This window comes from Parendozoicomonas sp. 209JJ7-1 (genome assembly GCF_058147085.1).
On record NZ_JBYVJU010000003.1, the window covers coordinates 215,975 to 228,549 of the forward strand.

The 12,575-nt window shown below is 49.9% G+C and carries 7 protein-coding genes; 1 reads left to right on the top strand and 6 read right to left on the bottom strand.

The genetic code is table 11. The features are described from left to right. Positions 1–26: 26 nt before the first annotated feature. Both ACY2RQ_RS04455 and acs read right to left on the bottom strand, forming a co-directional pair. Complete coding sequence (locus ACY2RQ_RS04455; RefSeq protein WP_490111751.1) at positions 27–1,214, bottom strand: C2 family cysteine protease; 1,188 nt, start codon at positions 1,212–1,214, stop codon at positions 27–29. Positions 1,215–1,395: 181 nt separating this feature from the next. Continuing rightward, the gene (gene acs, locus ACY2RQ_RS04460; protein WP_490111752.1) at positions 1,396–3,363 is read right to left on the bottom strand and encodes an acetate--CoA ligase; all 1,968 of its coding nucleotides are present in this window, start codon (positions 3,361–3,363) and stop codon (positions 1,396–1,398) included. A 235-nt stretch (positions 3,364–3,598) separates the two neighbouring features. Between acs and ACY2RQ_RS04465 the strand changes: the two genes are divergently transcribed. After that, a complete protein-coding gene (locus ACY2RQ_RS04465) occupies positions 3,599–4,906 on the top strand; it encodes a PP2C family serine/threonine-protein phosphatase (RefSeq protein ID WP_490111753.1) in 1,308 nt (435 codons plus the stop codon). Positions 4,907–6,587: 1,681 nt separating this feature from the next. On the opposite strand, the gene ACY2RQ_RS04470 is transcribed toward ACY2RQ_RS04465, so the two are convergent. From ACY2RQ_RS04470 to ACY2RQ_RS04485, 4 genes are all read right to left on the bottom strand, one after another. Then, the gene (locus ACY2RQ_RS04470) at positions 6,588–7,583 is read right to left on the bottom strand and encodes a hypothetical protein (protein WP_490111754.1); all 996 of its coding nucleotides are present in this window, start codon (positions 7,581–7,583) and stop codon (positions 6,588–6,590) included. A 223-nt stretch (positions 7,584–7,806) separates the two neighbouring features. Further along, positions 7,807–9,255, bottom strand: coding sequence for a carbon starvation CstA family protein (locus ACY2RQ_RS04475; RefSeq protein ID WP_490111755.1), 1,449 nt, complete (start codon positions 9,253–9,255; stop codon positions 7,807–7,809). Between the two features lie 178 nt (positions 9,256–9,433). Beyond that, positions 9,434–10,804, bottom strand: coding sequence for a sigma-54-dependent transcriptional regulator (locus tag ACY2RQ_RS04480; RefSeq protein ID WP_490111756.1), 1,371 nt, complete (start codon positions 10,802–10,804; stop codon positions 9,434–9,436). A 91-nt stretch (positions 10,805–10,895) separates the two neighbouring features. Then, complete coding sequence (locus tag ACY2RQ_RS04485; protein WP_490111757.1) at positions 10,896–12,491, bottom strand: sensor histidine kinase; 1,596 nt, start codon at positions 12,489–12,491, stop codon at positions 10,896–10,898. Between the last annotated feature and the right edge of the window lie 84 nt (positions 12,492–12,575).

Genomic DNA, 12,575 nt, shown 5'->3' on the forward strand with positions numbered 1-12,575 from the left:
AATCGTCAGTGAACAGAGGCTGTTCATTATTGATCTTGAACATCCTCTGATTCCAGAATAAGCAGGTTAAAGTATTTTTTGAAATCCTCAAGAGATATATGTATTAATCCATCCTGAGGGCCATCTGATGGCGATCCTGGATAAGAGTCATTTCCCCAAGGGTTATAGATGGTAACCAAGTTCTCGTCGCTTTGATATTTCATAACGCTGTATGAGTGATTACGAATAAGCGGGACACGGCTATGGTTCACGTCAACATTACGAAATGTCGTAGCTAGTATTATTTTTTCATTGTTTAAGTATTCTTCCAGAAGATTTTGAAGGCAGTTGAGACACAAATCCCGAATAGTTTTTTTAACAGGATAATGATTTGTCAGGATTTTAATAGATGCCTCTGGGCTTATACTTTCAATTCTGCTCTTATACGCACGCCTTGCGCTGTAAATTATGTAATCGGGGACAGGAAATAATAAGTCCGCAGTATATAAGAGGTTTGTTTTTTCCTTTTCTTTATAAAAAATTTCAGAGACGGCTTTTTCTATAATAAATAGCCACTTTCCGGTGCTTCTGGCTGAGGCACCAACCATGATTTCCAGTATGTCCGGTCTGACGAGGACAGGTTTGATGGAGCTATGACCATAGCGCTTCCCGGGGAATGTAACAGTATGGGTTCCGTCATTGTTTCTTGTTATTCGCTTGAAAAGTTCTTTTCTTCTTGTTGGATAGTGAACTATAGCTGCAAGAGTTGCCAACAGTGCGCAATCGCCAGCCCCCCCCTGTTTGACTTCTTCCCTCCAGTCAACCTTGTTCTGATTGTATTGGCTGTTATATATGTAGTTATAGATTCTATCGCATTCATAAAAATGTACATCTCTATTAAAAACTGCTTTGAAAAGCGATAAATCATCCCGTGATATGCCCGCTTGTGCTCTCCATCCTGCTATTGAAAAGGTTTTGAGTTCTTCGTAATTAATAATGGCTGTCCAGGTGAATAAAGACTCGATTCTGTTGAGTTGCGCTGTATGGATGGCATATTCAAGTTCATCCAGCGAGAGAAGCTCATCACCGCTGATATCAATACGACTGATATAATCTTTAATGTTGATATCAATACACTCTGTTTTTCTGTGTGCTGAAGGCTCAACAGCATGCCCTTGTATTGACAGATATAAAACCGAAAGAGTTACTAAAAGAATTTTTATTTTCGGGTGCATGCTGTTCCCTTCTTTGATTGCCAGCTTATTCTTTTAGTTGATACCGTATCTGTTGATACAGCTGTATATTGAGAGAGGCTGGAAGAAATAGTTTATAAATGTTCAGAAGGGAGGGGTATAACTATAAAGTCAGGGGCTGTGACATTAACAGCCCCTGAAACTTACTGTTGTAAGGAAAGAGTCAGGCTTCTTCCAGGTTCATTCTGTCCTGAATCAGCTGGTTGACTACGGAAGGGTCCGCCAGTGTAGAAGTATCCCCCAGGCTGTCATATTCACCGGAGGCAATCTTACGCAGAATACGGCGCATAATCTTGCCGGAACGGGTTTTGGGAAGGCCGGGGGCATTCTGGATAATATCCGGTGTAGCGATAGGCCCGATTTCCTGACGTACCCATTTTCTCAGATTGCTGGCCAGCTCAAAGGAATAATCCACACTTTTGTTCAGAGTGATATAAACATAGATGCCCTGGCCTTTAATTTCGTGGGGGTAACCGACAACTGCCGCTTCCGCCACATCCCGGTGGGCGACCATGGCACTCTCAATTTCCGCCGTTCCCATCCGATGGCCGGAGACATTAATAACGTCGTCCACTCGCCCGGTAATCCAGTAGTAGCCGTCTTCATCCCGGCGGGCGCCGTCACCTGTGGTGTACATGCCCTTAAAGGTGGTGAAGTAGGTTTGTACAAAACGTTCATGGTCGCCGTATACAGTACGGGCCTGTCCGGGCCAGCTGTCCAGAATCACCAGATTACCTTCGCAGGGGCCATCCATAATATTGCCCATATTATCCACAATCGCCGGCAGTACACCGAAGAAGGGGCGAGTGGCTGAACCGGGTTTCAGGGCAGTTGCGCCGGGCAGGGGGGTAATCATGGCAGCGCCTGTTTCTGTCTGCCACCAGGTATCCACAATGGGGCACTCCCCACGGCCGATAGTATCCCGATACCAGTGCCAGGCTTCCGGGTTAATGGGTTCCCCGACACTGCCCAGCAGACGCAGACTGGTACGACTGGTGTCTTCTATGGCTTCTGTACCATGGGCCATCAGTGCTCGAATAGCGGTGGGGGCAATATAGAGAATATTAACCTGGTATTTATCCACAATCTGACTGAGACGGTTCACTTCCGGGTAGTTGGGCACTCCTTCATGCATAACAATGGTGGCACCGTTAATCAGCGGGCCGTAAACCACATAGGTGTGGCCGGTAATCCAACCCACATCGGCGTTGCACCAGAAGACTTCGCCATCCTTGTAATCAAACAGGTATTGATGGGTCATGGATGCGTACACCTGGTAGCCGCCGGTGGTGTGCAGAACACCTTTGGGTTTACCGGTAGACCCGGAGGTGTAAAGGATAAACATCGGGTCTTCGGCGTTCATCTCCCGGGGCTGGCAGTGGGGGGAGGAGATATTGACCAGATCGCTCCACCAGACATCCCGGTGGGAGTACCAGGGAATATCCACACCTGTACGACGGTAGACAATGACTTTTTCAATGGAACGGATTTCCGGATGGGTCAGGGCTTCATCTACATTGGCTTTCAGGGCGGTTACCCGACCACCCCGCACACTCTCATCGGCAGTAATAACAACCTTGGCGTTGCTGTCGATAATCCGCCCTGCCAGAGCCTCCGGAGAGAAGCCGGCAAAGACAATGGAATGAATTGCGCCGATACGGGTACAGGCCAGCATGGCGACAGCGGCTTCAACGACCATGGGCATATAAATAGCCACCACATCTCCCTGACGTACTCCCTGTGATTTGAGGGCATTGGCAAAGCGGCACACCTGCTCATGGAGTTCCCGGTAGGTCACCTGACGCTCTTCTCCAGGCTCGTCCCCTTCCCAGTAAATGGCGATCTGGTCGCCCTTTGTTTCCAGGTGACGATCCAGACAGTTGTGGGACACATTGGTGGTGCCGTCTTCAAACCATTTGATATCCACATGGTGGTCATCAAAGGAGACGTTTTTTACCCGGGTGTAGGGGATGAACCAGTCGATACGCTGTCCGTGCTCCCGCCAGAAACCTTCCGGGTTGATGATGGATTGCTGGTACATGCGACGATAGGTGTCATCGTCAGCCCAGGCGTTTTTTGCCTGGGCAGGGTCCACGGGATAGACAGAGGGGGTCTTTGCGCTGCTGTTCATAAGCCAGTTCCGAAATTGTTAATGAATTATTGTTATTGGTGCTGTTATTGATGTTGTTATTGGTAAGTGGCTATTGCTTGTAGCGTTCGGAGTGATGGTCACTACAGCCAACAGTATGCAGCAGTATGGCTGACATATCATCTGCCGGGGCAACCTGTTGGGCCTGTAAGAAGTCATATGTACTTGTTATGGAGCAATACCGTCATTGCATGTGACTGATTATGGGAAAAATACGATGCAGATAAGACCTTTAACAGCATACGTCAGAGGAGCACACGCCGGTGGAGGTGTGGGTGCAGGACTCTATAGTACTCTGGGCAGCTCTCCTCGAAAGGTGAAGGCTGCGGAACCCTCGTCCAGGGAGTATTTCCGGGATTATGAGCCGGTAAGACACCCACTGCCGTCCTGGTATGAGCAAAAGTCCAGAGCGCAATATGTGCAGCAGGAGTATCGGCTGGTCACCAGCCGGGAGCAGGTTGAGGAGAAACTGAAAAAGCGCTGGGCATCCGTAAGTCGCTGTTATCGTGCAAAAAGCGGGGTAGGTTCCAATAATCTCGCATTTATGCAGCAGGCTTCCCAGATTCTTGACGGAAAAGTCAAACTGGAGCGGAGTGATCCAAAAGTAAGGATGTCAGGAATACTTCAGCCGGGGGTTGGGTACGCTTCCCACTGTGGAATGCGGGATTATCAGGAAGACCGGTGTTCTTCCTCTGTTTTTTACTGTTCAGTCAAAGGGAAAGAGATTCCCGTTTCCTTTTATGGCATTTTTGATGGGCATGGTGGCAGTGACTGTTCCCGGAAACTGACAGAAATCATGTCTGAACGCATACAGGAACGTTTGCAGTCCTACCTTGAGCGTTTTGAGGGAGACTGGACGCTTGCGCTGTTTAATGCCCTGAAAATTGCCGCTGTTGATGTCCATTTTGACCTTGTCCGTGAAGGCATTGGGGTCGATTCCGGTTCGACAGGGACAATTGTTCTGCGGGTTGGTAATCAGCTCTGGGCAGCCTGTACCGGAGACAGTCCCGCAGTTCTTGTTTCTCAAAGAGGGGAGGTGATTCCTTTAACTGAGGATGCATCCCTTGATAATCCCGAATATATTGCATCGGTTAAAAAGCGCGGGCTTAAGATAGTCAAAGTGTGTGGATACTCAAGGGTGCTGGCTGAAGGAGGGCGCTTCGACATTAATATGGGGCGGGTTTTTGGTGATGGGGAAGGGGTGACCGGTATTTCTCCCCGGCCGAAGATTGTTCGTTACCTTCTGCCATCTTCTGATTCTGACATCTTTACCCTGGTACTGGGCAGTGATGGATTGTTTGAACTGGCAAGCCCGACGCAGGTCGGCAAGCTGGCCCACAGCCTGCGCCTTCGCAGTAATCCTGCCCGTAAAATTGCCTCATACCTGGTGGATACGGCTGAAAAAGCAGCTGCCCGTACGGAGCACCATGCCCGTGGTCGTGTTGGCAGAATGAAAACGGATAATAAAACCGCTGTGGTTACCCTGTTGAAGTATGACCGTGGGGCTGTCCCGGGTAGAAAATAAGCTTTGCCGCCAGATTGTCTGCAGCCCCTTGTTTACAGTCTGGCCCTGGCGGTCACGGCGGAATCTGTGGTCAAGCGGCCTTTTATACGACAGTAGTTAAGAATAATAATCTTCACTATTTTCAGGTCTGTGTCGACATTGGCCTCCTGTTATCTGAAATGCTGTCTAAACTACTGCACTCTTCATCATTCTTCATCATTCTTCATCATTCTTCACCATGTCGTCTTAATGTCGCGTCGTAGCGAGGATATCTCTATGTGCAGGATAATCTGTAACCTGAGAATCAGGTTTGCTGCAATGGCTTTGTGTGTGCTTGCTTTTCCCTGCCTGGGGTAGTATGGCAATCCTGACCCTGATGCCTGGCCCAGGATGTTTGATGACATGAATGCCCCTTCGTTTCCTGCTGATACATGGGAGAAACTGAGTTTTCTCAGGAGCCTTGCGCCCATGGATGACCTTTTATTTCCTGTATGCCCGGGAGGGATTGAAGGGGCTGCTGTTGTCTGAACCTCATACGGATGACAGATTAAACCATTGCCTTTGGTTAAGAACGGTGCAGTATCAGGCTTGTGCCTCTGCGATAGCAACCTGCGTTTGGGGCTTCTATCTGCCACCCTGCTGGGCTGCGGGAATTGTTTGCGGATTATACCGAAACGATTATGGCTTCTGCTGTGACGAGTATAATAAAGGCAGTAAGGAATATGAGCTGTTGAAGTGTGATCTGTGCAGAGGCAATGCCGTGGCTCCTGACTGCAGACCTCAATAATGTGGAATGACATTGTGCAGCCCGGATAGAAAAATCCAGATAGTCAAATAAACGTCACCCCATGCACGACAACAGGCGTGCATAGATTTCATTATTTGACACACTACCCATCATTTATTAAGTCCCAATTTATCCAGCCCCGGTAATTTCTCCTTAGCCCTCTGATAGCGCGTAAGCCCTGCCCTTTTTCTCTATTCCTGTTTTTTCCAGTGACGAAATTGGCTCCTGTTATCTGAAATGCTGTCTAAACTACTGCACTCTTCATCATTCTTCACCACTCTCATCATGTCGTCTTAATGTCGCGTCGTAGCGAGGATGTCTCTATGTACAGGATAATCTGTAACCTGAGAATCAGGTTTGCTGCAATGGTTTTGTGTGTGCTTACTTTTCCCTGCCTGGGGCAGCAGTATGGCAACCCTGACCCTGATGCCTGGTCCAGGATGTTTGAGGACATGAATGCCCCTTCGTTTTCTGGCGATACATGGGAGAAACTGAGTCTTATCAGGAACCTTGCGCCCATAGATGACCCTTTATTTCCTGTCGATGCCTGGGAGGGAATGATGGGGCTATTGTCGTCTGAATTTGATAGGAAACTGTCTGAAGATGGTAAGAAGCCGTCTAAAGCTGATAAGGAACGTGACAAATTAAACCGCTGCCTTTGGTTAAAAAAGGAGCAGTATCTGGCTTGTTCCTCTGTGATAACAGCTTGCTCTTGGGGCTTCTATCTGCCTCCCTGCTGGATTGCGGGAGGTTTTTGCGGAACATATCGGAACAGTTATGCCTGGTGCTGCGATCAGTATAAGGAATTCAGTCATGAATATGAGCTGTTGAATTGTGACGTGTGTAGAGGTAATGCTGTGGATGTTGAATGCATGCCTATATAGGTTTTCCTGCCAGGCCGGAAAGTCCGCTGTTTTACCGGCTTTGTCTGGCCATATTGATCAACGTGCTGAGGGAAATAGTCTGTATCTGTTCGGTCATAAGCTGGGCAAACAGAGCGCCGGTTCCCCCATGTGAACCCATATGCCCTGCGTAAGACAAAGGGTTCCAGTTTGTTGTTTCCGGGCGGAAGGGGATTATGGCTCCACAACTGCTGAGGGGGCAGACCCAGTGAGTGCCATTGAAAACAGGGCATGTCGATGGCATTTGGATTACCTGACCGACTGCCGGTGCCAGTTGTGCAGGTGCCAGTTGTGCAGGTAGTTGCGGTGGAGCGAGTCTTCTCTCTCTTTTTCTGACTCTTTTTACGGGATGAGGTGTTCGCCGCTTCTGGGATTCCACCAGCTTACGCAATTTATCCGGGTGTTTTAAACGGCAGCTCTTTAAATGGGATGAAATAGATTTTTTCTTGTTCCCATTTATTGGCTTGTATGTTTCACAGAGGGGGCATATATCACTTTCCGATGGAATTTTTATCGGCGGCACTTTTATTGAGGAAAGCGTTGTTACTGGTTGTTCTCGCTGAGTAGATTGAAGTTCCGTACCCAATACCTGATGAGCCACTTTACTGAGAATCAGCATTTTATGCTGCGCTAGCCCAGGGGTACAAGTTTCGGAAAATCTGTCGGCGCAGGGCAGCCAGGGAAAATTTGTACTGGAGGGGGACTCTTCATCTTTACCTTCACCTTCGGACTCTGGTTTAGAGTCTGAATCCGGCTTCGGCTCTGAAGATGCGACTAACAAAGAGCTGTCTTCCTCGGCTGGAGGGTTTAGTAAGACTAAACCTGTGGCTGCATCCAGTTTCTCACATCTTGCCGGATCAGTAATAACGAACGGTTCTGAGGAACTGGCCCGGTAGTGTCCACTGTTCCCATCGGGAATATATCTGTCAGGAGTGCTCTCATCTTCGGTAGTGGTAATTAAAGAAGGACAGGCATAGGTGGTATTGAGAGGTGTTTTTACTGTATCCATATCAGGAATCCTGCCAGTTATAAAATATCAGACTGTCAGGGTTAGACCCGGAATAAACGTATCTGGAGGAGATGATTAACCACTTTGTCAGTATGATGAAGAGGTTATTTCCAGTTATTGAAAGGCAATTATTGAAAGACAAAAGTTGAAGGGCAGCGTAACAACGGCCTGAGTATGGCTGCAGGCCCCGCTACCAGAATGTGGAAACAGCACTTTGAAAGATTTAGCTGGGATCGGGGTCCGGGTCGGGAACCTTTTCAGTATCCTCCCCTTGAATATTTCTCATTAAAGTCAGGGTCATAAGCAGGGAGATAACCGCAGCAATGCCTGTTGAAAGCAGTATTGGCTGGCCCAGCCCCAATGCGGATGAATTCAGCAGAAAAGTAATAACAACCGTGGTCATAAACATGGCAGGAATTGTAGCTACCCAGTGCATCTGACGACGGCGGATAAGGTAGGCTGATGCTGTCCACAGCATAATCACAGCTGTCGCCTGGTTAGCCACACCGAAGTAACGCCAGATAATGCCGAAGTCCACCTGGGTAAGAACAGCACCGGCACAGAACACGGGAATGGCCAGCATTAGCCTGCGGATGAGTCTTGACTGCTTGATATGAAAGAATTCCGCAAGAATCAGTCGAGCAGCTCGAAACGCTGTATCTCCCGAGGTAATGGGAAGAACAATCACCCCAAGAACCGCCAGGAACCCGCCCACCATGCCCAGCAGTCCGGTGGATGCCTGATAGACAACATTGGCAGGATTACCACCCATGCCGGCATTCAATCCTTCAACGCCGCCAAAGAAAGAGAGGGCGATAGCGCACCAGATCAGGGCGATCAGCCCCTCACCTACCATGGCACCGTAAAAGACAAAACGTCCGTTTTTTTCGTTTTCAATACAGCGGGCAATCAGTGGTGACTGGGTGGCATGGAAGCCGGATACCGCCCCACAGGCAATGGTGATAAACAGGGCCGGCCACAGGGGCATATCATTGGGGTTCAGGTTTTTGCCAAAGTCCGCCAGGGAGAAACCGGGCAGGGCTGTATATTCCCCGGAGAACAGCAGGGCCAGGGTCAGGCCCACGGACATAAACAGCAGCAGGGCACCGAACAGTGGATAAATACGCCCAATCACTTTGTCGATGGGAACGATGGTGGCAATAAAGTAGTAAGTGAAGATCAGCCCGACAAACAGCAGTTCATTATGGCCGGTCAGCCGGCTCAGAAGGCCGGCGGGCGCTGAAATGAATACGACCCCAACCAGCAGAAGCAGTACCAGAGCGAAAATATTGACAAACTGTTTGGCCCAGTTACCCAGGTAGCGTCCGGCCAGGGTGGGAATGGATTTCCCGTTATTGCGAACCGAAAGCATGCCGGAGAAGTAATCATGGACACCGCCAGCGAAGATACAGCCCACCACAATCCAGAGCATGGCGGCCGGACCGTACAGTGCACCGAGAATAGGTCCGAAGATCGGGCCGACACCGGCAATATTCAGGAGTTGGATCAGGTAAGCTTTTTTTCTGGAGATGGGAACGTAATCGACGCCATCCTGGCTGGTATAGGCGGGTGTTTCTCGACTGTGGTTGATCTTGAAGATCCGCTCAACAAGGGCTCCGTACAGGAAATAACCGGCAATCAGCAAAACTGCGCATAATAAAAACCAAACCATACAACCTCCCCGGAAATTGAGCCCTTCTGGTCATGACAGGCTCCAGTAAGCACCGATGGACGGTTGGAAACAATAACCAGACTGTTACCTGTATTACGACTGCTATGGGCGGAAATTCGCAGGAAGGATATGCCATAAACCGGAAACCTGCCGGCTTCCGGTGAGAGGAGGTTAGCTTTTATTCAACGGTAGTATCCTCGGGGCCGTCCAGATCCAGCTTTTTCAGACGGTATCTGAGGGCGCGGAAAGTAATCCCCAGCTGTCGGGCCGCGGCGGTGCGGTTCCAGCGGGTGGCTTCCAACGCCTGAATAATGGCTTGTTTTTCAATATTTTCCAGATAGTCTTCCAGGCTGTCGAAATGGGCCGGCTGGAGGGATGACTGCGATGCACCGGTTTCTGTGGCTGTGTTACCGGGCGTAGAAAGATAGAGATCATCAGTCTGAATAATATCGCTTTCACTCAGGGTGAAAGCCCGCTCGATAATATTTTCCAGTTCCCGCACATTGCCCGGAAAGGGGTAGGCGGCCAGGGCCTGATAGGCTTCCGGGGATATTTGCGGTGGCTTGACGGCACATTCCTCGGACAGTTTTCTGAGGAAATGGTCAGCCAGCAGTTGAATATCACGACCCCGCTCCCGCAGGGAAGGCACTGGCAGCTCGATAACATTAATGCGGTAGAACAGATCCTGGCGGAAGCGTTCTTCCTGTACCTCTTTGGCCAGATCCCTGTGGGTGGCGCTGAGAATACGGATATCCACAGATTCTTCCTGCTGGCTCCCCACCGGACGGATTTTTTTCTCCTGAATAGCCCGCAGCAGTTTCACCTGCATATGCAGGGGCAGGTCCGCCACTTCGTCCAGGAACAGTGTGCCGCCGCTGGCGGCCTGGAACAGTCCGGTTTTATCATTCACCGCACCGGTAAAACTGCCTTTGCGGTGACCGAAGAATTCGCTCTCCATCAGCTCGGAAGGGATGGCGCCACAGTTCACCGCGATAAATGGCTTGTCTCCCCGGGAACCCTGTTCGTGGATCATGCGGGCGACAACTTCCTTACCCGTACCCGATTCCCCGTTGATATAAACAGGTGCCTGGCTGCGGGCGATACGGGCGATTTTTGTTACCAGCTTCTGGACTGGTTCGGATTCACCAAGAAGCTTGATTTTCTGTTGTGCGGATTCCACCCGCTTCAGCTTCAGGGCCTGATTCACCAGCTCCCGCAGACGGGGGAGTTCCACCGGTTTGGAGACAAAGTCAAAAGCGCCGGCCTTCAGGGCTGATATGGCGGTATCCATGCTGCCGTAGGCGGTGATTACGGCTACTGGAATATCGGGGTAATGCTGCTGTATATGACGTACCAGATCGATGCCATTGCCATCGGGCAGATTCATATCCGTCAGGCAGAGATCAAAAGTGGTGCGCTCAAGGGCGATCTCGGCATCCCTGATATTGGGTAACGCCACAGTATCCAGTTTCATTCTGCCAAGGGTAATCTCCAGCAGTTCCCGGATATCGGGCTCATCATCAATAATAAGAACACGTGGACTGCTCATCTGTTCTATCCTTCAGGTTATTATTATCCGGTTGCCCAGTTCAGCTTGCTTTAAAAAAGACGGCTTTAAAAAAAGACTGTAAGTTTGTCGTTTATCCAATTCTTTTGTCCGGATGAGCGAAGGAAATCCTGAATATACATCCGGAGCCGTCTTCCGAGGGAATTAACTCAAGGCTGGACTGGTTGGCCTCGCAAAGTTCCCGGCTGATGTAGAGGCCGAGTCCTGTTCCTTTTTTATCTGTAGTGAAAAAGGGTTCAAAAATCTGACTGCGCTGTTCTTTGGGAATACCCGGTCCCCTGTCTTCTATTTCCAGCCAGGAATGGCCGGAAGGACTTGAACCGGAACGGATGACCAGGCTGGCTCTGCCAGTCTCCTGCATGCTGTAGCGCAGGCCGTTCAGGCTGAGATTCATTACAACCTGATGCAATTGTTTGATATCGAAACGGACTTTCAATTCACCGGGTTGGGGGTGGAAATGAATCTTGGGGGATTCAAAGCCGGAGAAATGTTCATCATTCACAAAGCGTTGCAGCCATTCATTCAGATCCAGTTGTTCCGGGTGCCAGTTCTCCCTGCGGGAGAGCTGGAGGATGGTTTCGATAATATCGTTCATCCGGTGACCGTGCTTGTGGATGATATCCAGCAGCTTGCGGTCGGGTTTATCCAGGTTCCCGGATTCAGACAGCAGCTGGGCTGAGTGACTGATAGCACCCAGGGGGTTGCGGATTTCATGGGCAATGCTTGCAGTGAGCTGTCCAAGGGCCGCCAGCTTCAGCTGCTGAGCCTGCTGGGACATAAGCGCTTTGTCGTCCAGAAAGATCAATACATAAACGTCGGATTCATAGGCTAGCCGGGTAAAACTTGGCTGGATTTCCGGAGTGTCTGGTGTCGCGCGGAAGCTTTCCAGACGTAGCAGGGGGTTGTTGCGCCACTGCCAGTAGGCCGATTGCAACTGGTTGGAAACAGACGACAGGTTTGCTACTTGTATCCCTGTTGATGAATGGGGCCTGGCCAGCATATGGGTAGCGGCTTCATTCATCATGACAACTTCGTCAGGTTCCCGAAACACCAGTATGCCGGTGCGCATATGCTGCATAATACTGAGGCTGAGTTTTTGCAGGTCGACGGCCCGGTTTTTATTGATCCGGGCGCTTTTGGCAGTATTGGTCAGACGCAGGTTATAGCCCTGGACCATCATGGCTATGGCAAAAAACAGAATACCTTTCAGGCCAGCATCCAGCATCTGGCCTGAGGCTGTGTAGTAGTCGATGGTCAGCAGGAAAATGGAAGCCATGGCCGCCAATAGAACACCAATCCGACCATGGATCAGGATATTCCCCACGGCTATTGGGGCAAACATCAGGTTGGTGAGACCGTTGTCCTGACCGCCGCCTCCCATAGTCAGCAGAATGCTGAGTAGAACAATATCGAGGAATGTCAGGGTGAAAATAATGGCTGTTGCCGGCAGCTGGCGCAGAAATGTTATGCCACCCAGGGCATGGACCAGGTAGGCCAGGCAGAACAGTTTCACCTCATCGGTACTGGTTGCCCGAAACATAAATGAATCGGGTATAAATGCCATGGAAATCAGGACAACCGCCAGCAGGCATCGATAACAGTTATAAAACCGGTAAATACGATGGAACAGGTTCTGTTCATCATCAATGGAAAGGGGATATGCAGGCAACTCCACGACCTTCATTATTTTTATCTCATTCGTAGACGGGATTCTACACTTCCACAGGTTCGGCGGAAACTTCGGTTTCCCGGC

Excerpts from the sequence above, each read along its gene's own strand:
- ACY2RQ_RS04455 (WP_490111751.1), bottom strand. The coding sequence starts at position 1,214 with ATGCACCCGAAAATAAAAATTCTTTTAGTAACTCTTTCGGTTTTATAT.
- ACY2RQ_RS04480 (WP_490111756.1), bottom strand. The coding sequence starts at position 10,804 with ATGAGCAGTCCACGTGTTCTTATTATTGATGATGAGCCCGATATCCGG.
- acs (WP_490111752.1), bottom strand. The coding sequence starts at position 3,363 with ATGAACAGCAGCGCAAAGACCCCCTCTGTCTATCCCGTGGACCCTGCC.
- ACY2RQ_RS04470 (WP_490111754.1), bottom strand. The coding sequence starts at position 7,583 with ATGGATACAGTAAAAACACCTCTCAATACCACCTATGCCTGTCCTTCT.
- ACY2RQ_RS04465 (WP_490111753.1), top strand. The coding sequence starts at position 3,599 with ATGCAGATAAGACCTTTAACAGCATACGTCAGAGGAGCACACGCCGGT.
- ACY2RQ_RS04475 (WP_490111755.1), bottom strand. The coding sequence starts at position 9,255 with ATGGTTTGGTTTTTATTATGCGCAGTTTTGCTGATTGCCGGTTATTTC.